18 protein-coding genes are annotated in these 20,535 nt (G+C 50.7%); 13 read left to right on the forward strand and 5 right to left on the reverse strand.

The window, feature by feature from the left end:
- Positions 1-9 precede the first annotated feature (9 nt).
- From pabC to ACF8PK_RS03685, 9 genes are all read left to right on the forward strand, one after another.
- Positions 10-813, forward strand: coding sequence for an aminodeoxychorismate lyase (gene pabC, locus ACF8PK_RS03645; protein ID WP_143678746.1), 804 nt, complete (start codon positions 10-12; stop codon positions 811-813).
- The gene (gene mltG, locus ACF8PK_RS03650; RefSeq protein WP_004725014.1) at positions 810-1,823 is read left to right on the forward strand and encodes an endolytic transglycosylase MltG; all 1,014 of its coding nucleotides are present in this window, start codon (positions 810-812) and stop codon (positions 1,821-1,823) included. Before pabC ends, mltG begins: the two co-directional genes overlap by 4 nt.
- A complete protein-coding gene (gene tmk / locus ACF8PK_RS03655; protein ID WP_275722589.1) occupies positions 1,823-2,452 on the forward strand; it encodes a dTMP kinase in 630 nt (209 codons plus the stop codon). Before mltG ends, tmk begins: the two co-directional genes overlap by 1 nt.
- A gap of 9 nt (positions 2,453-2,461) precedes the next feature.
- Positions 2,462-3,427 carry a DNA polymerase III subunit delta' gene (gene holB, locus ACF8PK_RS03660; protein ID WP_392440098.1) on the forward strand — a complete coding sequence of 322 codons (966 nt, stop codon included), beginning with the start codon at positions 2,462-2,464 and terminating at the stop codon, positions 3,425-3,427.
- Positions 3,418-4,185, forward strand: coding sequence for a TatD family hydrolase (locus ACF8PK_RS03665; protein WP_004725019.1), 768 nt, complete (start codon positions 3,418-3,420; stop codon positions 4,183-4,185). Before holB ends, ACF8PK_RS03665 begins: the two co-directional genes overlap by 10 nt.
- Before the next feature lie 445 nt (positions 4,186-4,630).
- Positions 4,631-6,250 carry a PTS transporter subunit EIIC gene (locus ACF8PK_RS03670; RefSeq protein WP_004725020.1) on the forward strand — a complete coding sequence of 540 codons (1,620 nt, stop codon included), beginning with the start codon at positions 4,631-4,633 and terminating at the stop codon, positions 6,248-6,250.
- Positions 6,250-6,705 (forward strand): hypothetical protein, encoded by a 456-nt coding sequence (locus tag ACF8PK_RS03675; protein WP_143678749.1) that lies wholly within the window; start codon positions 6,250-6,252, stop codon positions 6,703-6,705. Before ACF8PK_RS03670 ends, ACF8PK_RS03675 begins: the two co-directional genes overlap by 1 nt.
- Positions 6,706-7,021: 316 nt before the next feature.
- The gene (gene ptsG, locus ACF8PK_RS03680) at positions 7,022-8,452 is read left to right on the forward strand and encodes a PTS glucose transporter subunit IIBC (RefSeq protein ID WP_004725022.1); all 1,431 of its coding nucleotides are present in this window, start codon (positions 7,022-7,024) and stop codon (positions 8,450-8,452) included.
- Positions 8,453-8,742: 290 nt separating this feature from the next.
- Positions 8,743-9,147: a hypothetical protein gene (locus ACF8PK_RS03685; protein ID WP_004725024.1), complete on the forward strand. Its 405-nt coding sequence runs from the start codon at positions 8,743-8,745 to the stop codon at positions 9,145-9,147.
- A gap of 59 nt (positions 9,148-9,206) precedes the next feature.
- On the opposite strand, the gene ACF8PK_RS03690 is transcribed toward ACF8PK_RS03685, so the two are convergent.
- The 3 genes from ACF8PK_RS03690 to ACF8PK_RS03700 form a co-directional block, all read right to left on the reverse strand.
- Positions 9,207-9,305 (reverse strand): MetS family NSS transporter small subunit, encoded by a 99-nt coding sequence (locus ACF8PK_RS03690; protein ID WP_086027259.1) that lies wholly within the window; start codon positions 9,303-9,305, stop codon positions 9,207-9,209.
- A complete protein-coding gene (locus ACF8PK_RS03695) occupies positions 9,305-10,765 on the reverse strand; it encodes a sodium-dependent transporter (RefSeq protein WP_004725026.1) in 1,461 nt (486 codons plus the stop codon). Before ACF8PK_RS03695 ends, ACF8PK_RS03690 begins: the two co-directional genes overlap by 1 nt.
- A gap of 496 nt (positions 10,766-11,261) precedes the next feature.
- Positions 11,262-11,822 carry a porin family protein gene (locus ACF8PK_RS03700; RefSeq protein WP_392440102.1) on the reverse strand — a complete coding sequence of 187 codons (561 nt, stop codon included), beginning with the start codon at positions 11,820-11,822 and terminating at the stop codon, positions 11,262-11,264.
- Between the two features lie 152 nt (positions 11,823-11,974).
- Between ACF8PK_RS03700 and ACF8PK_RS03705 the strand changes: the two genes are divergently transcribed.
- Both ACF8PK_RS03705 and ACF8PK_RS03710 read left to right on the forward strand, forming a co-directional pair.
- Positions 11,975-12,064 carry a YnhF family membrane protein gene (locus tag ACF8PK_RS03705; protein WP_038150903.1) on the forward strand — a complete coding sequence of 30 codons (90 nt, stop codon included), beginning with the start codon at positions 11,975-11,977 and terminating at the stop codon, positions 12,062-12,064.
- 18 nt (positions 12,065-12,082) lie between these two features.
- Positions 12,083-13,270, forward strand: a complete 1,188-nt coding sequence (locus ACF8PK_RS03710; RefSeq protein ID WP_014204687.1) for a patatin family protein — start codon at positions 12,083-12,085, stop codon at positions 13,268-13,270.
- Between the two features lie 81 nt (positions 13,271-13,351).
- Here the strand turns inward: ACF8PK_RS03710 and pyk are convergent, their stop codons facing one another.
- A complete protein-coding gene (gene pyk, locus ACF8PK_RS03715; protein ID WP_158107593.1) occupies positions 13,352-14,797 on the reverse strand; it encodes a pyruvate kinase in 1,446 nt (481 codons plus the stop codon).
- A gap of 291 nt (positions 14,798-15,088) precedes the next feature.
- Between pyk and ACF8PK_RS03720 the strand changes: the two genes are divergently transcribed.
- Both ACF8PK_RS03720 and ACF8PK_RS03725 read left to right on the forward strand, forming a co-directional pair.
- Positions 15,089-16,312, forward strand: a complete 1,224-nt coding sequence (locus ACF8PK_RS03720; protein ID WP_014204688.1) for an ROK family protein — start codon at positions 15,089-15,091, stop codon at positions 16,310-16,312.
- 123 nt (positions 16,313-16,435) lie between these two features.
- Entirely contained in the window at positions 16,436-17,377 is a 942-nt protein-coding gene (locus ACF8PK_RS03725; RefSeq protein ID WP_004725040.1) for a chemotaxis protein CheV, read from the forward strand.
- Positions 17,378-17,458: 81 nt separating this feature from the next.
- Here ACF8PK_RS03725 and ACF8PK_RS03730 read toward each other — a convergent pair whose 3' ends face one another.
- Entirely contained in the window at positions 17,459-20,530 is a 3,072-nt protein-coding gene (locus ACF8PK_RS03730) for an error-prone DNA polymerase (protein WP_392440106.1), read from the reverse strand.
- Between the last annotated feature and the right edge of the window lie 5 nt (positions 20,531-20,535).

Genomic DNA, 20,535 nt, shown 5'->3' on the forward strand with positions numbered 1-20,535 from the left:
AGAAGAAAAATGTTCTGGCACAACGGTGAACCCCGTGACACGGTCGCAATCGCAGACCGCTCTTTCCAATATGGTGATGGTTGCTTTACCACCATCCTGACGAAGCAGGGGGAGATTCAGCATTGGCCGTACCACATGGAACGGATGGATGCGTGCCTGAAGCTGTTGGCGATTCCGCTGCCAGACTGGTCTCAGATTCGTCGCTGGTTAGACCAAGCCACGCTGGATGAGGCGAAGGCGGGTCTCAAGCTGCACATCAGCCGGGGTGAAGGGGGGCGTGGTTACAGCCCCACACAAGTGACGCAACCCAATGTGACGATAAGTCACTTTGCGTTTCCTGCCCACTACACCCAATGGCAACAGCATGGTCTTCAGTTAGGGGTGTGTCACCTTCGAATGGGGATCAATCCTTTACTGGCGGGACATAAACACAATAATCGTCTGGAACAGGTCTTACTTAAAGGCGAGATGGACCGCGCCGGGTTTGCGGATGGGGTTTGTCTAGATATTCAAGGCCACGTGGTGGAAACCACCATGGCAAACCTGTTCTGGGTGAAAGACAAAACCTTGTATACTCCGACGTTGGCGTCTGCTGGGGTGGCGGGCATTGCGCGGCGACTGGTTCTGGAACTGGCACCAACGTTGGGTCTTGAGGTAGTGGTGGGGCGCTTTGCACTTGAGCATCTCGAGCAAGCCGACGAAGTCTTTATTTCAAATGCGATTGTGGAAGTCGCACCGGTCACTGAACTTGCCGGGCAGCACTATTCCATCGGTTTTTACACACGACGATTTCAGGAGAGCTTTAATTCGTGATTAAAAAACTCGTTTCATTGGTCTTTACCTTACTCGCGCTGGCGGCGGTGGGGTATTTCTACGTCACGAAGCAAGTGGACGTTTACCTCTCACAGCCAGTCAAGATTGAAAGCGAACAACTCGTGACGGTGCCCTCCGGTACCAGTCTCAATGGTGCATTAGCCTTGATGACCAAACAGGGCTGGATTGATGCACAATTTGCGGAGAAATTGGTGCGCCGTTTCCATCCAGAACTGACGCAAATTAAAGCGGGAACGTATCAGTTGATGCCGAAGATGACGCTGGTACAAGCGTTACAAGTGCTGGTGGCAGGGAAAGAGCATCAATTTGCGATTACCTTTGTCGAAGGCAGTCGCTTTAGTGAATGGCTGGCCATTTTGCAGCGCAACGAGCACCTCAATCATCAATTAACCGATCGCTCTGAAGCGGAGATTGCCCAACAACTAGGCATTGAACCGCAGAAACTGGAAGGTCTGTTTTTGGCTGAAACGTACCATTTCACCAAAGGTGCCAGCGATCTGGATATTCTCAAACGCGCGCATCGCAAGCTCCAAGTGATTTTGGATAGCGCTTGGGCAACACGCCAGGACAATCTACCGTTGAAAACCCCTTATGACGCACTGATCCTCGCCTCGATCATCGAGAAAGAGACGGCTGTGGAATCGGAGCGTGAACGGATTGCGTCGGTGTTTGTCAATCGTCTGAATAAGCGCATGCGTTTGCAAACCGATCCGACCGTCATTTACGGTATGGGCGACACCTACGATGGCAATATTCGTAAGAAAGATCTGCGCGCCCCGACCCCGTATAACACTTACGTGATCAATGGGTTACCGCCCACACCGATTGCAATGCCGGGGGAGGCGTCAATTCGCGCCGCGTTAAACCCTGAGCAGAGCGCATACCTCTATTTCGTTGCCAGCGGCAATGGCGGGCATGTGTTCTCAAAAAATCTCACCGATCATAACCGCGCGGTACGCGCCTACTTAAAACAGCTTAGACAACAGTAATGAATTCAAAATATATCGTCGTAGAAGGCCTTGAAGGGGCAGGTAAAAGTACAGCTATTCAAGCGGTTGTTGAAACACTGCATGCGCATGGCATCCAAGACATCACACGCACGCGTGAGCCGGGTGGTACGGTGTTGGCAGAAAAAATGCGTGCCTTGGTGAAAGAAGAGCACGAAGGCGAAGTATTGCAAGACATGACCGAGCTGCTGTTGATGTATGCGGCGCGGGTTCAACTGGTTGAAAACGTGATTAAGCCGGCGCTGCAACAAGGGCATTGGGTGGTGGGCGATCGCCATGATATGTCGTCGCAGGCGTATCAAGGCGGGGGTCGTCAGATTGCCCGAGAGACCATGCAGAGCCTCAAGCAAACCACACTCGGCGCATTTAAGCCTGATTTCACACTCTATCTAGACATCGACCCAAAAGTCGGCTTAGAACGCGCGCGTGGCCGCGGCGAGCTGGATCGCATCGAAAAGATGGACATCAGTTTCTTTGAACGCACGCGTGAGCGTTACCTGGAGCTGGCGGCGGGAGATGAATCGGTGGTCACCATCAACGCTGAACAAAGCATTGAACAGGTGACTCACGACATCAAACAGGCGCTGGAAAGCTGGCTGAATCGCGTGTAAGGAATGATCATGCCTCAACTTTATCCTTGGCTTGCCGAGGCTTGGCAGAGCTGGAAGCAGCAACTTGATGAACAACGCTTTGCGTCGGCGACGTTGATTTCGGCACCGGCTGGGCTAGGCACCTCTCAAATGGCAGACCAGTTTGCGCGTGCACTAATGTGTCAAACGCACCGCAGTGAACCCTGCGGCTTCTGTCATGGCTGCGATTTAATGCAGTCCGGCAGTCATCCGGACTACCATGTGATTCGCCCAGACAAAGAGGGGCGCAACATCAGTGTGGATCAAATTCGCCAATGCAATCGCTTGGCGCAGGAATCTTCTCAGCTGTCTGGGTATCGCCTGATAGTGATTGAACCGGCGGAAGCGATGAACGAGTCCGCCGCGAATGCCTTGCTGAAAACCTTGGAAGAGCCTGCCGAGAAATGCGTGTTCGTGCTCTTAACCTCGCGCATCAATCACCTACTGCCCACCATTGTGAGCCGCTGTCAGCAAATTACCATTGCAGAACCGGCCGCAGCGTTGGTTGCTGAATGGTTGGCGGACGAGTTGCAGCAAGCGGTTCCCCCGTTTGCGGCACACATTCATGGCAATGCGCCGCTACTGACTCGAGAATTCATCACGTCTGATGGTATGAAGCAGTATCAGGCGCTGGAAGCGGTGTTTCTTCAAGCCATTCAAGGCGACATTCTTGCGCTGCTCGAATGTGCGAAATTAGCGGCGAATGAACCGCAAAGCCGCTTGAATTGGTTGTGGTATGTGCTGACGGATGCGCAGAAGGTGCATTTTGGATTGGCGCAGCACTACATGACGCCAGGCGGGCCGGCAGTCGCTAAGGCTTGTGGTTATGCGCTTTTGCAGCAGCAGACCGAAGCATTGGCTAAACTGTCTGAACAACTGCGCGTCTTCAGCGGCTTAAACAGCGAGCTGATGATCACCGATTGGTTACTGAAATTTAATGAGGAAGCATGTTTGTAGATTCCCACTGCCACCTAGATAAGCTCGATTATCAGGAATTGCACACTGGCATCGAAGATGTGATTGAAAAAGCACGTCAAGCCAACGTCAAACAGCTGTTGTCGGTTGGCGTGACGTTGGATTCATTCCCCGACATGTTGGCGATGATCGCGCCGTTTGACAACGTGAAGGCGTCGTGTGGTGTTCATCCGTTGGACGTGGAGAGTGATTTTGAACTCGATCGTTTCCATGAGTATGCCAAGCATCCTCAAGTCGTCGCGATAGGCGAAACTGGGTTGGACTACCATTACCAACCGGAAACCGCAGATCTGCAAAAACTGCGTTTCAACCAACAGATCGAAACCGCGGTGGCATTGAATAAACCACTGATCATTCACACCCGCAATGCGCGTCAAGACACCTTAGACATGTTACGCAACGGTGGCGCTGAACGCTGTGGCGGGGTCATTCACTGCTTTACGGAAGACTTACCGTTTGCACAAGCAGCGATGGATCTCGGCTTCTATATCTCGATCTCCGGGATCGTCACCTTCCGTCAGGCAACAGAGCTAAAAGAAGTGGTCAAGCAGTTGCCACTTGAACGCCTGTTGATCGAAACCGATTCTCCTTACTTGGCACCGGTGCCACATCGTGGAAAACAGAACCAACCGGCTTATGTGGTGGAAGTGGCTGCCTTTATCGCGCAGCTGAAAGGACTTTCATTGACCGAGGTTGCTGAAAAAACCACCCAAAACTATCACGATCTTTTTTTGCGGTAAAAAGTAAATTGTGACCCAAAATAGCGCAATTTTAGTCCCAATCTGTGTATTGATCGGTAATGAGGTTTTATTTTGGCCTTGTTTACGAATTCTGTTGAAAATGTGGACAAAAAACACGACATTGTAATTTTGTTACGAAAAATAACAATGCAACCGATTTTATTCACTCAGCAAAATTAATTGTTAGTAATTTTTATATCAATAAAAACAAACAGATAGGTTGAATGTAAAGGATTTCAGAGCGGGCAGGGGACTGTGATCTGTCTATTACTTTGAAACTAAATTTCATTCCAAACTAGAAAGCTTGAGGGGCATCAAGATATATTTAGAGCCGAAAAATATAATACATACCGTGTTACATTTTCATTGAACGCTGACACGATGGCTACGGGGGTGTGCCGTCAGGGTTCAATCATTCTAATAACTTTATCAGGAGCATAAATGTATGAAAGCTTTCTTTAGTAAACTTTCACAATCCATTATGTTACCCATCGCACTGCTGCCTGCTGCGGGTATCATGCTGGGTATCGGGGGGAGTTTTACCAACCCTACAATGATCGAGGCATACAACATCGGTGTGCTTCAAGACGGAACTGTACTAAACAGCTTCCTTCAAGTGATGACCGCCGCAGGCGGTATCGTATTCGCTAACCTTCCTGTGATGTTCGCTCTGGCGATCGCGGTTGGTTTTGCGCGCGCTGAGAAAGGTGCTGCGGCACTGGCAGCGCTGATCTCTTACCTGGTTATGAACGTTGCGATTGCGAAGACGCTGGTTGTAGCCAACATGATCAACCTAGATACCAACACCGTGATCCTGATGGGTAGCGAATACCCAGGGGTTGTTGCGGACATGTTGGGCATCTCGAACACACTAAGTATGGGTGTGTTTGGTGGTCTGATTGCTGGTGCAGTGACTGTTGTACTTCACAACAAATACCACGATGCAAAACTGCCTGATTACCTAGGTTTCTTCGGCGGCGCACGTTTCGTTCCGATCATCAGTGCATTTGCTGCGCTGTTCTACGGTATCGTTCTGACTTTCATCTGGCCTTTCTTCGGTGCTGCATTCGGTGCAATCGGCGCGGCTCTTGGTGAAATGACAGCGTCTGGTCACGGTTACATTGCGTCTCTGATCTTCGGTATCATCGAACGTTCTCTGATCCCTGTTGGTCTGCACCACGTATTCTACCTACCACTATGGCAGACAGAAATCGGCGGTACTGCTGAAATCGCTGGCGAACTGGTTAAAGGTACTCAGAACATCTTCTTTGCATCGCTTGCAACAGGTGACTTCTCACAATTTACTTCAACAAACTTCATGACAGGTAAATTCCCATTCATGATGTTTGGTTTGCCAGCAGCGGCATACGCAATGTACACACTTGCGGATGATGAAAACAAGAAAGCGGCAGGCGGTCTGTTGTTCTCTATCGCACTGACTGCATTCCTGACCGGTATTACTGAACCAATTGAATTCACATTCCTGTTCTTGGCGCCAGCACTGTACTACGCAATTCACGTTCCTCTAGCAGGTCTGTCATTCATGTTGATGGATATGCTGAACGTAAAAGTGGGTATGACTTTCAGTGGCGGTTTCATCGACTTTACCCTATTCGGTATTCTTCCAGGTGTTACTGGTGCTGAAAACAACTGGTACTTCATCCCACTACTTGGTATTGCTTACGCGTTCATCTACTTCTTTGTCTTCCGTTGGTTCATCATCAAGTTTGATGTGAAAACACCAGGTCGCAAAGGTAGCGCAGTTGCTGTGGTATCGAAAAAAGATTACCAAGCAGCGAAAGGCGGTGCAGCTGGCGACAACCAGAAAGCCAAAGACATGATCGAAGCTCTGGGTGGCAAAGACAACATCGTTGATGTAGACGCATGTATCACACGTCTGCGCATCACAGTGAAAGATGGCTCTCAAGTGAAAGACAACGATTACTGGACACAACAACTGGGTGCTCGTGGCCTGGTTAAAGTTGGCGACACTGGTATTCAAGCAATCTACGGCGCAGAAGCTGCAGGTTACAAAGCGCAAATCAACTCTCTGCTTGGTAAGTAATGAGTATTGGTGACAAATTCAGAAGAACCGGCGCCTTTATCATCGATGTCATGGTGGCAAAGATGTTCACGCAAGTGGTGGTGACGGTTCTCTTGGCGATCGTTTCCGGGCTTTTCAGCCACAAAACTGGCGGGCTATCGTTAAACGATACGATGGCTCTGCCTGTGCTGCTGATGCTCGTGATACTGATGCTGTTGGTCTTTATCGGCATATATCTTGGCTTCGGCGCTATCTGTTTTAACTTGATAGGTAAGTCGGTAGGGAAGTATTTGCTGCGCGTTGACAGCGGTCAGTGGATCAAGCCCAAGGATTTGTCGACCTACTTGGCTCGCGAAAAAGAGAAGATTGTTTTGTTTTGTGCCACGTTAGGTTTGTATGCGGCCTATTCGGCCATTCAGCTCTACATGTACGATGTTGAGCCGTTGCATGAAACCCGAGCACGAAAAAACGCTTAAACAATTTGCTATCACAAAGCCCGCACATCGTGCGGGCTTTTTCTTTTTGTGGCGTTTGAGTTTCTTGTATTGGGCATCACCCGTGAAGGGTATTGGCCGATAATGTTACTGGAAATAATTCAACAAAGTCATCGAACTACGATTTCTGTAACAAATGTCTAGCATAGTTATCAAAGTTTGCGTGGTATCAATATTTAATTAGAAGTGAAAAATATAATCCACTTGTGGTGACATTTGTAATGGGTGCTAACATTTAGGCTACGGGGGTATGCCGTTAGAACCCAGGAATTCTAATAAGTTAATCAGGAGCATAAACATGTTTAAGAACGCTTTTGCTAACCTGCAAAAAGTGGGTAAGGCGCTGATGCTTCCAGTATCGGTGCTCCCTGTTGCAGGTATTTTGCTTGGAGTGGGTGCGGCGAATTTCAGCTGGTTGCCTGACATTGTGTCAAATTTGATGGAACAAGCCGGTGGCTCGGTCTTTGGACAGATGGCATTGCTGTTCGCGGTTGGCGTGGCATTAGGTTTTACCAATAACGATGGTGTTTCTGGCCTGTCTGCGATTGTTGGCTACGGCATCATGGTTGCGACCTTAAAAGTGATGGCCATGGCGATGGGTGTTGAGAAGATCGATACCGGGGTGCTGGGGGGCATCTTAGCCGGTGGTGTGGCAGCATGGGCATTCAACCGTTTCTATAAAATTCAATTGCCAGAATACCTTGGCTTTTTCGCGGGCAAACGCGCGGTGCCGATCATTACGGGTTTTCTGGCGATCATTTTGGGGGTTGTTCTCTCCTTTATTTGGCCACCAATCGGTTCTGCCATCGCAACGTTTTCGGATTGGGCTGCGCACCAGAATCCTGTATTGGCATTCGGTATTTATGGTGTGGTTGAACGTTCACTCATCCCATTTGGTCTGCATCACATCTGGAACGTGCCATTCTTCTACGAAGCTGGGACGTGTGTGAACGGCTCTGGTGAAACGGTTCACGGGATCATGACGTGTTTCTTGACGGCTGACGACGCCTCTCGCGCAGCAGGCAATGGGTTCGGTCAGTTAGCAGGAGGCTACCTGTTCAAAATGTTTGGTTTGCCTGCGGCGGCATTTGCGATTGCGCATTGTGCCAAACCAGAGAACCGCGCCAAAGTGATGGGGATCATGGCGTCTGCGGCGCTCACGTCATTCCTGACGGGCATTACCGAACCCATCGAGTTCTCATTCTTGTTCATTGCGCCGGTGTTGTATGCAATTCATGCGGTGCTTGCTGGTTTGGCGTATGTGCTGACAAACTCACTGGGTGTGGTTCACGGTCATACCTTCTCGAACGGGTTTATCGACTTTGTGGTGCAGTCGCCCCGCGCAGAGAACATGCTGCTTCTGGTGGGCCTAGGCATTGGTTACGCGGTATTGTACTACGTGGTGTTTACTTTCGTGATTCGTGCATTGGATCTGAAAACGCCAGGTCGCGAAGATGAAAGCGTCGATGAGTCGGCAACCGAAGGCACTGAACTCGCTGGTGAACTGGTCGCGGCATTTGGTGGCAAAGCCAACATTACCAACCTTGATGCGTGCATTACGCGTTTGCGTGTGTCGGTCGCAGATACCGCACACGTGGATCAGGACAAACTGAAAAAACTCGGCGCAGCGGGCGTGGTGGTGGTCTCGGGTGGGGTGCAAGCGATCTTCGGCACCAAGTCCGATAACCTCAAAACCGAAATGGACGAGTGGATTCGTAACCACGGTTAACGAACTCGATGGTTGAAAGTGAGAGGGGGCTGCGGCCTCCTTTTTCGTGGGCAGCGTTCTGTTTACTAAAAAGGAAGAAGCACAAAAACGCTCGACTCGCTGTCGGTGGCTCGGCATTTGATGCCAGAGTGTGTAGGCCGAGTCATCGGCTCACACAATATGCGATGCGCTCGACGACGCGTGATATCTCTACAATAGCTTTATTTTCCCTTTACTCGCGGTTGACATACCCCGCCCATCCTCCGGCTAAAGTTTGCATCGACATCAGAATCAATACAGGACATGAATGTATGAACAAATTAGGGATGACGGCACTGCTTTTGGGTTTGCCTCTGACGGCGTTTGCGCAGCAAGATAACAATCTGAAAGTCGGTCTAGCAGTGGACCAACAGTTGAGCGCCGTGCTCGAAGTGAACAACCAATATCGTTTTATTCTGGGGAATGACGGTGCCGCGTTTGATTACATTATTCAACGCGGTAGCTTTAACAATCCGGATATACCTTTTGATTGGTATGTGGGTGCTGGCGGCTGGGCTGAATGGGATGATGACTTCGGGGTTCGTGTGCCGCTGGGTTTGGATTGGCAAATCAACCAGAACTTCAACCTTTACGGTCAGGTTCACCCAGAACTCAACCTGCACTCTGGCCCTGAACTGCAATTGGGGGCGGCCTTAGGCATCACCTACCGCTTCTAAAGCGAGGATAAAAAAAAGCCGGCGTGATGCCGGCTTTTTTGGGTCTGAATGGTCAGCGTTTATTGCTGTTTATCCATGGCTTTTTTAATGCAGATGGCTGCGCCACCCCAGGTAATGCCTAAACCGATGATCATCATGATGATGGCACTTGTAGTCATTAGTAGCTCTCCTTGCGGTTGGTAAGGTTAACGGCAACACCGACAACCAGTAGCGCTGCAATCATTACCCAACCCAGTGTTAGGTCATAACCGCCGTAGCCTTCAGTCAGTAGCGTTCTTAACTTGGTTGCGACAATGATCGCCAGAATGACCGGTGAGATAAAGCGCAGACAGATATCAAACCAAACACCCACACTGAAATCAGAAATCGAGTTCACGTATTTACGCGCGTCAGAGATTTTCACCAACCAAGTCATCAGCACCAACTCAACCAGACAGCTGGCCATGATGCCCACGTTGTTTGCAAAGTGGTCCACCAAATCAAGCAGCAACAGGCCGCCGTTGGTCGCAAACGCCATAGAGACGATGAAACCGACACCAATCACCACGTTGGCTGCTTTCTTACGGCTCCAGCCCAGTTTATCGATGATGGCTGACGTAACCGCTTCCAGAATCGAAATGTGCGAGCTCAAACCAGCAACCACAAGAGCAAGGAAGAACAGTGGGCCAAGGATGTATGGCGCTGGCAGCAAGTTGATGGCTGCTGGCAAAGTGACGAAGGCCAAGCCGACACCTGCTGAAACAACTTCCGTCAGCGGTTTACCTTGCTCTTGAGCCATGTAGCCCAGTACAGAGAAGATCATGATACCGGCCAGAATCGAGAAGCCGCAGTTGATCAGCACCGTCATAAACGCGTTGTTGGTGATGTCTGATTTCTCAGGCAAGTAGCTTGAGTAAGCCAGCATGATGGCAAAGCCGATACTCAGGGTAAAGAAGATCTGACCGTAAGCTGCTGCCCATACTTTCACATCCCAGATTTTGCTGAAGTCGGGTTCGAACATGTAGTTCACACCATCCAAAGCACCTGGAAGGAAGATCATGCGAGCGATGAGCAAAATCACCATCACGAACAGCACGGGCATCATGATTTTCGATGCACGTTCAATACCGGATTTCACACCGCCAACGATAGCGGCATAAGTGATGGCCCATGCAATCGCCATCGCGATGGCAATTTTCCATTGGATACTACCTAGATTCGTCGGTGAGTTGTCACCAAGGTTGAGGTAGTTACTGAAGAAGAAGGCGTTGGTGTCGGTTCCCCAGCCTTGGCTAAATGACAGGCCAAAGTATGAAATCGCCCAACCGATAACTGCCACGTAGTACACGGCGATGATGGCGGCAATTCCCACTTGGAACCAACCAAGCCACTCAAATTTTGCATTGATGCGTGCTAGGGTTTTCGGGGCCGAACCGCGGTGTTTTTGACCCATAGAGAATTCTAGGATCATGAACGGAATACCCGCAGTGATCATGGCAAACAGATAAGGAATGAAAAAGGCGCCGCCGCCGTTTTCGTAGGCCATGTATGGGAAACGCCAGATGTTACCCAAACCGATTGCCGATCCGACAGCTGCCAAGATAAACCCGGCACGGGACCCCCATTGTTCTCGCTTCATAGATTACTCCTTTACAACTCCCTGAGGTATGAAGCTTTTCTGCAGCTTGTGCTGCTTATTTCATCATGATAGTTAATAACCAATCAGAATGTGGTCTGAGTGTTAAAAGTTTGCTCTATCATCCATGAATCAGCAAAAAGTTAGTTTTAAATATTATTAGCTGGCAGAAAACTCAGAATATTGTTCTTAGTTTTACGATGTGTGTTTGCGAAATCTGAAATAATCAGCTACGCATTGGTTTTGAGACTACAGAGATCTTTCGCACAAGGCAATAGATTGTAAACATGATTTTGTTCTGCGTTGTTGGCCTCTTTGTTGTTTTTTTGCGCTTTAATTAGTTATATGTTTGTTATAAACAGAAATCAATAAATGATTCAACTGGTATGAACTCTGATTGCAATTGATATAACTGTATTTAATGAAAGTGCGTATGACTGAAAAATATACACTCGCCAGTGAATCTCTCCATTTTTTAACCTTGGTCGCAAAACAGATGTTAAAACTGGATCGTCAGACCGAGGTTGGCGGAGAACTGATTCATCCAGTCTGATTGGAAGCGAATCACACAACGGTCTGAATCGCCGAACGTGCACACCGTACTGGTGTCGTTATCGACCACCGTCCCTAACCAACGAAACTGAGTGTTGAGTGCGATGTTCGGTGACAAACGATAGTCGAGCCCGGTAAAGATGCTGGCGGAAAACCCGTATTTGTCGTCGACCCAATCTGCATCGGCATATGAGGCGCCAAGACCGAGCCCAAGGTAGCTGGAGAGTTTGTCATCGGCAGGATAGTAGATGCTGCTTTGAAAGTGGAGGTAGTGCATGGCGATGGTGTCGCTGAGCGTGTTGATGTCACTGCGCTGGGTGGCATATAACAGCCCCAAACGGCCGGTTTCATAAGGCACTTCTAACGCCAAGGCATAGCTTTCCGAACCTTGAATGGCGTGGCTTTGACGTTGGCTGTCCTCCACCTTGCCGCCTGCGGTGTAGCCGACAAAAGGCGTCAGATACACTGCGGCCTGAGTGGGCGTGATGGCCAGTGCCGTGATAAGCATAAAATACCGATAACGCATGGCAAACCTCGAAATTTTTCTCGACCTGTTGAGTAATTGTGATAGTAACTTCATAATCGTGCACGAAAAACCAGCAATTCTTGAACATGTCTCGCACCCCTGTTATTAATTCGTTATCACGAAGGAGGTGTTGTATGGAACGCGATTTCAAATTTGCACTTTGTGTCGTAGTGACCGTGTTTGCAGTTTTGATTGGCTTTGGAATTATCGCCATCACAAGTTAAGCAATAAGGGTTCTGCTTATGATGAATAGTGGAACTGTCTCTGAATTGGACACTCGAGTCGACTTAGCTCGACTCTCCAAATTTATTGGCGGAAAAAATGCGTTGGTCGCTCAAGGGGGCGGGCAACGAGGGATTTTTACTGCTGGGGTGTTGGACGCATTTATGCTGTCCAACTTTGACCCATTTGAAGAATTTTTTGGCACGTCAGCCGGCGCGCTCAATCTCAGTGCATTTCTGTGCCGTCAGCCCGAGCTGGGCAAGTCGTTTATTGTCGACCTCACCACCGACCCGCAATTCTTTCATTTGTTCAGTTACATTCGGCGTAAGCAGTATTTAAACCTCGATTGGGCGCTGGATAGGATTTGTGACTTTCCTTATCGTCTCGACTTAGACATGGGGCGTCAGGTGCTGGGGCAACGAAAAGCGTTTGCCGCGGTCACCTCGACACGCACACTGAGCGATTTCTATTTTCCGATTCTTGGCCCGCAATGGCGCGATGTGCTGATCGCGACCTGCGCGATCCCACGGCTGTACCCGCGGGAAGTGGAGTTAGCGCATCAGCCGTACATCGATGGTGGGGTATCTGCTTCGATTCCCGTGCAGGAAGCGTGGCGCCGAGAAGCGCGCTTTATCGCGGTCATTCGTACCGAGAGCCTGGATGAAGAGCCGGGGGCGCCCGTGCCGTTAGAAACCGACCATGAGCCAGTGCAGTGGTTTCGAGATTCGTTTAACACCATTCAGCACCAGTGGCAAAACAAACTGGTGCAGTGGAAAGAAGATTGGAACAGCTTTTTCTCGCAACAGATTGAAAAATCGAAGTTAGCGAAAATGGAGCACAAACATCTTGGCACACTCAACGGCGGTCGCTGGCTGTTTGGCGCCGATGATATTTATCGGTTAAGTCATCTCATTGGCGACAAATTTGATTCGGGCCTCGCCGATATGTTGATGGTTCACTATCAAACCTATTCGCTGACGTGTGACTTTTTGCGAACGCCGCCCGATGACACGTTTATCGTGCAAATCGCGCCCAGTTCGCCGCTCAAATCCAGTTCGCTGCTCAGCAGTGTCGAGGATTTGATGCATGATTATGAATTGGGCCGTGAAGCGGGCATGCGGTTTGTCAGCAGTTATCTGAATGCCAATGAGCTGAAATCACAGCGGCTCAAGCAAGCGGCGGGTCTTCATCCTGATCGCGGGGAATAGCCCACCGTCGTCACCTGTTTCACGTTCATTGCTGTATCACGAAGAAAGGCCCGCTTAGCGGGCCTTTTTGCTGAGTGCGGGTTAAAGGACGGGCAATATACGCATGCAGTTGGTGGAACCTTCCACCTCCATGATGTCCCCTTGTGTGATGATCACCAGATCGCCAAACGACAACAATTTCTTCTCTTTCAGGGCTTCCAATGCCGCTTGCGCGACTTCAAAGCCAGTGCCGTTTTTGCTGTCGAAGTAAAAAGGCATCACACCACGATACAGCGCGCAGCGGTTGAGCGTTGCTTCATTGCGAGACATCGCAAAGATTGGCAGCACGGAATTTAAGCGTGAGGTCATCAGAGCCGTGCGACCGGATTCGGTTAGTGTGACCATCGCTTTGACGCCTTCCAAGTGGTTGGCCGCGTAAATGGTTGACATGGCCACCGTTTCTTCTGCGGTGGTGAAGGAGCGGTCAATGCGGTAGTTCTGCTGATTGGACTCAATCATTTTCTCCGCGCCGATGCACACTTCAGCCATCGCTTTCACTGTTTCGACCGGGTATTTCCCTGCAGCCGTTTCACCGGACAGCATGACCGCATCGGTGCCATCGAGTACGGCGTTGGCAACGTCCATCACTTCGGCCCGTGTTGGCATCGGGTTCGTGATCATCGATTCCATCATCTGAGTGGCGGTGATCACCACGCGGTTGAGCGCTTTAGCGCGATGAATCAGCTTTTTCTGCACCCCAATCAATTCGGGGTCACCGATTTCCACCCCAAGGTCACCGCGAGCGACCATGATCACGTCTGATGCGCGCACGATGTCATCAATATTTTCATCACTGGCGACGGTTTCGGCACGTTCCACTTTCGCGACCAGACGCGCCTCAAGGCCAGCATCACGCGCCAGACGGCGAGCGTAGTCCATGTCCGCGCCATTGCGAGGGAATGACACGGCAAGGTAGTCTACTTTGATGTCTGCTGCGAGTTGAATGTCGCGCTTGTCTTTTTCTGTCAGCGCGTCGGCAGATAACCCGCCGCCTTTTTTGTTGATGCCTTTGTTGTTCGACAGCGGGCCGCCCACCAGGACGGTGGTGTGCACTTTGCTGCCTTCAACCGCGACCACCAACAACTGCACGCGGCCATCGTCGAGCAGCAGAATATCTTCACGTTGCACATCTTTGGGCAGGTTTTTGTAGTCGATGCCTACCGCATCTTGATCCCCTTCGCCGGGTGCGAGATCCGCATCCAGCACAAAACGTTCACCTTCAACCAGTTCAATTTTGCCTTCTTTAAACGTCGAAACGCGGATTTTCGGCCCTTGCAGGTCGCCCAAAATCGCCACGTGACGACCCAATTTGGCGGCAATTTCGCGGACTTTTTGCGCGCGAATTTTATGATCTTCGGCCGAACCGTGTGAGAAGTTCATCCGTACGACGTTTGCTCCGGCGCGAATGATCGCTTCCAGATTTTCTCCTTTGTCTGTTGAAGGCCCTAAAGTGGTGACAATTTTCGTTCTTCGTAATGCTGAGGTCATTCTGATCTCCTGAAATGATCGGACAGAGGAAGTAAAACGTTTTAAGTATATGCAAGATATTTGAAGAGTTTGGGAGCTCTGAACGATATTTACGCTTTGCAACAAGATAATTAATGACGAAAAATAACCGCTGAGCTGGCATTCAATCAGGGAATCAATGGATGACTATTTGACTGAAAACACAAAGTTCCGAGTATATGCGTGATGCCTGTCACGGCTATTCACCAAATGACTTCACAATTACTTCGCAAAGTAAAAAAATTGGCAGGTTACTGAATTCTGGAGCGCCCCATGTACATGGCTCAACCAGGCCATATTGATCACATCAAACAGGTCAATGCTGGCCGTGTATATAAACTCATCGACCAAAAAGGTCCTATATCACGCATCGATCTGTCGAAAGAGAGTGAACTTGCGCCAGCAAGTATCACCAAAATCACCCGCGAATTGATTGAAGCGCACCTGATACACGAAACCACCGTTCAAGAAGCCATCAGCCGTGGTCGTCCTGCGGTGGGGCTACAAACCAACAATGAAGGTTGGCAATTTCTTTCCATGCGTCTCGGACGTGGCTACCTGACCATCGCGCTCCATGAGTTAGGCGGCGATGTCCTGATTGACACCAAAATTGATATTCATGAAATCGATCAAGATGACGTGCTGCAACGGCTATTGTTTGAAATTGATGAATTTTTCCAAACCTATGCTGAGCAACTGGGTCGCGTGACCAGCATTGCGATTACGTTGCCGGGCTTGGTCAACTCCGATCAAGGCATCGTGCTGCAAATGCCGCATTACAATGTGGAAAATTTGGCATTGGGGCCAGAGATTTACAAAGCAACCGGTTTGCCAGTGTTTGTGGCCAACGATACGCGCGCTTGGGCATTGGCGGAGAAGCTGTTTGGTCATTCGCAAGATGTCGATAACTCGGTTTTGATTTCAATTCACCATGGTTTGGGTGCGGGGATTATTCTTGATGGTCGAGTGCTGCAAGGGCGTCATGGCAATATCGGTGAGCTGGGCCACATTCAGATTGATCCGCAGGGCAAACGCTGCCATTGCGGCAATATTGGCTGTTTGGAAACCGTGGCCAGTTCACAAGCGATTCGTGAGCAAGTGGCAGAACGTATTGCCGCTGGTGAAGCGTCATCGCTGAGCGAAAAAGCGCACGATGACATCACGATTGAAGACATTTGCGCGGCAGCAGCGGCAGGCGATCCGCTCGCGGTCGATGTGGTGGAAACCTTGGGCCGTTATCTCGGTTCGGCTATTGCGATTGTGATTAACCTGTTCAACCCGGAAAAAGTGCTGATTGGTGGCGTCATCAATCAGGCGAAAAACGTGTTGTATCCTGCGATTCAGCGCTGCATCGAAGAGCAAAGCCTGCCGGTTTATCATCAAGATTTGCAACTGGTAGAATCCCGCTTTTACAAGCAAGCGACCATGCCGGGCGCCGCGTTGATCAAACAAGCGTTGTATGATGGTTTATTATTGATGAAAGTGGTGGAAGGATAAGTTTTTCTTCGTTTTTTCCTTTCCCCGGTTTACATTTGCCGTTCAGGTTACATTTACCAGCCACAAATATAGCTATACTGTGTAGCTATAACAGTGCGTCTCTACTTCTTCTTGGGATTTTGTATGTCGGGTATCTTAAATACGGTCGATCAGCGTACCAATCTGGTGGGGGAAAACCGCCTCGAACTGTTGCTATTTAGCTTAAATAGCCGCCAAATTTTTGCTATCAACGTTTTTAAGGTTCGGGAAGTCATCAAAATGCCGAAAACCACCAAAATGCCGGGGTCGCACCCGAACATTACTGGTGTGGCGTCGCTACGTGGTGACCCGGTGCCGATCATCGATTTGCGCCGCGCAATCGGGTTTCCACCGTCGCGTCTGGAAAACCCAGAGCAAAATCTGATCATCACCGAATACAACCGTACCGTGCAGGGCTTTCTGGTCGGGCAGGTGCGCAACATCATCAACACAGCATGGACCGAAATTCAGCCGCCACCCAAATCGGCCGGCCGCGCCAACTACCTGACCGCGATTACGCACATTAAAGAGCAAGATCAGACTCAAATCGTTGAGATCATCGACGTTGAAAAAGTGCTGGCCGAGATCATCGACTACGATGTGTCGATCTCAGAAGAGGTGTTGGATCCGGCGCTGGTGGATGAAATGGTGGGTCGCAACATTTTGATCGTCGATGATTCCTCAACGGCACGTAATCAGGTCAAAGGCACGCTGTCACAACTGGGGTTGAACATCATCGAATGTCGCGATGGTCTGGAAGCATTGAAGCTACTCAAAAGCTGGTGTGATAAAGGCAAAGACATCAACAAAGAGCTGCTGATGATGATCACCGATGCCGAAATGCCGGAAATGGATGGTTATAAACTGACGCATGAAGTGCGCAGCGATCCGCGCATGGCAGACCTGTTCATTACTCTCAATACGTCTTTGAGTGGCAGCTTTAACGAAGCCATGGTACAGAAGGTTGGCTGTAACCGGTTTATCTCCAAGTTCCAGCCGGACCGATTGGTGGAAGCGGTGCAAGATCGCATGCGCGAAATTCTGTAATCGTAGCTCCATACATTTCAATTCGAAAGCGCTGAATGGTCAGCGCTTTTTTTGTCGGTGAAGCCGACACAGCGCGCAACGTTAATGAAAATCCCGCGACTGAGTGTGTAGCTGTTGGAGCTTTGGCGTCAGGTCGATAAGCCGCCCAGCAATGACGTGAATCACACTGCCTTCGCGTTCCAAAATCCCTTTCACCATCAGCATTTTTGCACTGATATAGGCGCTTTTTTGCGCCCGCGCAGTGGCCTGCCATACCACCACATTGATGTTGCCAGTATCATCTTCCAGCGTGAAAAAAGTCACGCCCGCCGCCGTGCCAGGGGACTGGCGTCCGGTGACGATTCCTGCCACGGTGACCAGCGATTTGTGCGGCAACTGCGCCAAATCGCGCATGCGGCTAAAACGTCCCAGCTCGCCTGCAGTATCGAGCAAGGACACGGGATGCTGGGTGAGCGACAAACCGAGCGAAGCGTAGTCTTCGATCAAGGTATCCATGTCACTCGGTTGTTGATACAGCGCCGGCGCGGCTTCGTCGAGTTGTTCAAATAGCGGCAAATCGGAGAGCGAATCCATCATCGACCAGCGGGTTGCATAGCGATTATGCGCAAAGCTGTGCAGCGCGTTGGCTGATGCAAGCGATTCCATGTCCTTTTGGGTGAGCCCGCAACGTTTCAGCTGCGCCGGGTGATGAAACCCTTGCGCCGGACGAGCGCTCAGCAGCAACCGCGCGCCTTGTTCGCTGAAGCCTTTCACCTGCCTCAGGCCAAGACGCATTGCCTGTTGCTGTTCATGTTCGACCACCTGATGATCCCACTGCGAGGCGTTCACGCACACCGGCAGCACCTTGATGCCATGGCGCTGCGCGTCCTGCACCAGTTGCGAAGCGCTGTAAAACCCCATCGGCAGGCTATTGAGCAGCGCGGTATAAAATGCTTCCGGATAGTAGTATTTCAGCCACGCCGAGCAGTACGCCAACACGGCAAATGAGGCGGAATGACTTTCCGGAAAACCGTATTCGCCAAAGCCGCAGATTTGATCATAAATCCGCTCGGCAAACGCCAGCTCATAACCTCGCGCCAGCATGCCGTTGATCAGCTTGGTGCGAAATTTCGCCAGCTCGCCAGTTTTCTTCCATGACGCCATGGCGCGGCGTAATTGGTCGGCTTCACCGCCCGAAAATCCAGCGGCGACCATGGCAATTTTGATCACTTGCTCTTGGAAAATCGGTACGCCCATGGTGCGTTGGAGTACCGCTTCCACCTCTTTTGACGGGTAGGTGACGTCTTCAATGCCATCGCGCCGCTTGAGAAACGGGTGCACCATGTCACCCTGAATCGGGCCGGGACGCACAATCGCAATCTGAATCACCAAATCGTAGTAGCAGCGCGGTTTCAGGCGCGGCAGCATGCTCATCTGGGCGCGCGATTCAATCTGAAACACGCCAATGGTGTCGGCGCGTTGAATCATGCCATACACGTTGGCATCATCCTGCAGGCGAGTGATGTCGGCAATGCTGAGTTTGCGCTGATACTGCTGCTCAATGCAGGTAAAGCACTTGCGAATCGCGGTTAACATGCCAAGCGCCAACACATCGACTTTAAACAGCCCGAGACTTTCCAAATCGTCCTTATCCCACTGAATAATGGTGCGTTCCGGCATGGCGGCGTTTTCAACCGGTACCAGTTCGTACAGCGGGCCGGAGGAAATCACGAAACCGCCGACGTGCTGCGATAAATGACGTGGAAAGCCGATCAGCTCGTTGACCAGCTCAATAAACTGCTGTCCTTTGAGCGACTGCGGTTCCAAGCCCAGTTCAGTGAGCTGCGCTTGCCAGCCCAAACCGCGATCGCGGCGGTTAACGTTCTTGATGAAAAAATCGAGTTGCGCTTCATGAATGCCGAGCGCCTTCCCCACATCGCGCACGGCACTTTTAAAGCGATAGCTGATCACCGTCGCCGCCAAAGCTGCTCGCTCACGGCCATATTTGCGATACAGATATTGAATCACCTCTTCGCGCCGCTCGTGTTCAAAATCGACATCAATATCCGGCGGCTCTTGGCGCTCTTTACTGATGAAGCGCTCAAACAGCACGCTGATCTGGCGGGGGTCCACCGAGGTGATTTCAAGGCAATAACACACCACGGAATTGGCCGCCGAACCGCGCCCTTGATAAAGAATGCCGCTGCGTTTGGCGAACATCACAATGTCGTGAATGGTGAGAAAGTAGTAGGGCAGATCGAGCTCATCAATCAGCGTCAGCTCTTTTTCAATCGTGGCACTGATGTCAGCGGGCACGCCGTGCGGAAAGCGCAGCGCTTTTCCTTGTTTGACGAGCTGGCGCAGATAAGCCATCGGCGTGTGGTCATCGGGCACCAACTCGCTGGGGTAGCGGTAGTGAAGCGAGCCCAACTGGAATTCGCAGCGCTCAGCAATGCGCACACTCTCTTGCAGCCATTCGGGCGGAAACAGTTTACTCAGCTTGGCCTGACTGCGCAGCGCACGCTCGGTATTGCTCACCAAATGAGCCTGAATATGTTCAACCGGCTGGCCGCGTTGAATGGCAGTCAGAATGTGCTGTAGAGGCAGGCGGGTCGCGTTGTGCATCAGTACGCCGCCGCACGCGGTTATGGGGAGATCGAATGCTTGTGCCAGCGTGCGGCAATGGTCGAGGTAAGCGCTGTCTTGCGGGCCAAGGTGGCGCTGTACGCCCAGCCATAATCGGTGGGGATGATGCTGAGTCAGCCATTGCCCCCAGTGTTTGTCGCGCTCGGTGTGGCTCGGCAACCAAATCACCAAGCAGTGGCGCGCCGACATCACATCCCATTCCGACAGTTTGTATTGGCCTTTCTCACTGCGCCGCCGAGCATTGGTGATGATGCGGCACAGTTCGGCATACGCGTCCTGATTCGGGCACAGCAACACAAAGCGGCACTCGTCATTGAGCTGAAACAGGCTACCGACAATCTGCTTGATGCCCAGTTGTTGCTGCTTTATGGCGGTGTGGGCGCGAACCACGCCAGCCAGTGAGCACTCATCAGTAATCGCAATGGCGTGATAGCGCAGAAAATCAGCCTGAATGACCAATTCTTCGGGATGAGATGCGCCGGTCAGAAACGAGAAATTACTCTGACAGAACAGTTCTGCATAAACCATGATTG

This window comes from Vibrio sp. CJQ_6 (genome assembly GCF_043106745.1).
Taxonomy (GTDB): domain Bacteria; phylum Pseudomonadota; class Gammaproteobacteria; order Enterobacterales; family Vibrionaceae; genus Vibrio; species Vibrio furnissii.

Coding starts and splice junctions, on each gene's coding strand:
- pabC (WP_143678746.1), top strand. CDS start 10: ATGTTCTGGCACAACGGTGAACCCCGTGACACGGTCGCAATCGCAGAC.
- holB (WP_392440098.1), top strand. CDS start 2,462: ATGCCTCAACTTTATCCTTGGCTTGCCGAGGCTTGGCAGAGCTGGAAG.
- ACF8PK_RS03690 (WP_086027259.1), bottom strand. CDS start 9,305: ATGACTACAAGTGCCATCATCATGATGATCATCGGTTTAGGCATTACC.
- ACF8PK_RS03670 (WP_004725020.1), top strand. CDS start 4,631: ATGAAAGCTTTCTTTAGTAAACTTTCACAATCCATTATGTTACCCATC.
- ACF8PK_RS03725 (WP_004725040.1), top strand. CDS start 16,436: ATGTCGGGTATCTTAAATACGGTCGATCAGCGTACCAATCTGGTGGGG.
- ACF8PK_RS03710 (WP_014204687.1), top strand. CDS start 12,083: ATGATGAATAGTGGAACTGTCTCTGAATTGGACACTCGAGTCGACTTA.
- ACF8PK_RS03705 (WP_038150903.1), top strand. CDS start 11,975: ATGGAACGCGATTTCAAATTTGCACTTTGTGTCGTAGTGACCGTGTTT.
- ACF8PK_RS03700 (WP_392440102.1), bottom strand. CDS start 11,822: ATGCTTATCACGGCACTGGCCATCACGCCCACTCAGGCCGCAGTGTAT.
- ACF8PK_RS03665 (WP_004725019.1), top strand. CDS start 3,418: ATGTTTGTAGATTCCCACTGCCACCTAGATAAGCTCGATTATCAGGAA.
- ACF8PK_RS03695 (WP_004725026.1), bottom strand. CDS start 10,765: ATGAAGCGAGAACAATGGGGGTCCCGTGCCGGGTTTATCTTGGCAGCT.
- ptsG (WP_004725022.1), top strand. CDS start 7,022: ATGTTTAAGAACGCTTTTGCTAACCTGCAAAAAGTGGGTAAGGCGCTG.
- ACF8PK_RS03685 (WP_004725024.1), top strand. CDS start 8,743: ATGAACAAATTAGGGATGACGGCACTGCTTTTGGGTTTGCCTCTGACG.
- tmk (WP_275722589.1), top strand. CDS start 1,823: ATGAATTCAAAATATATCGTCGTAGAAGGCCTTGAAGGGGCAGGTAAA.
- ACF8PK_RS03675 (WP_143678749.1), top strand. CDS start 6,250: ATGAGTATTGGTGACAAATTCAGAAGAACCGGCGCCTTTATCATCGAT.
- ACF8PK_RS03720 (WP_014204688.1), top strand. CDS start 15,089: ATGTACATGGCTCAACCAGGCCATATTGATCACATCAAACAGGTCAAT.
- pyk (WP_158107593.1), bottom strand. CDS start 14,797: ATGACCTCAGCATTACGAAGAACGAAAATTGTCACCACTTTAGGGCCT.
- ACF8PK_RS03730 (WP_392440106.1), bottom strand. CDS start 20,530: ATGGTTTATGCAGAACTGTTCTGTCAGAGTAATTTCTCGTTTCTGACC.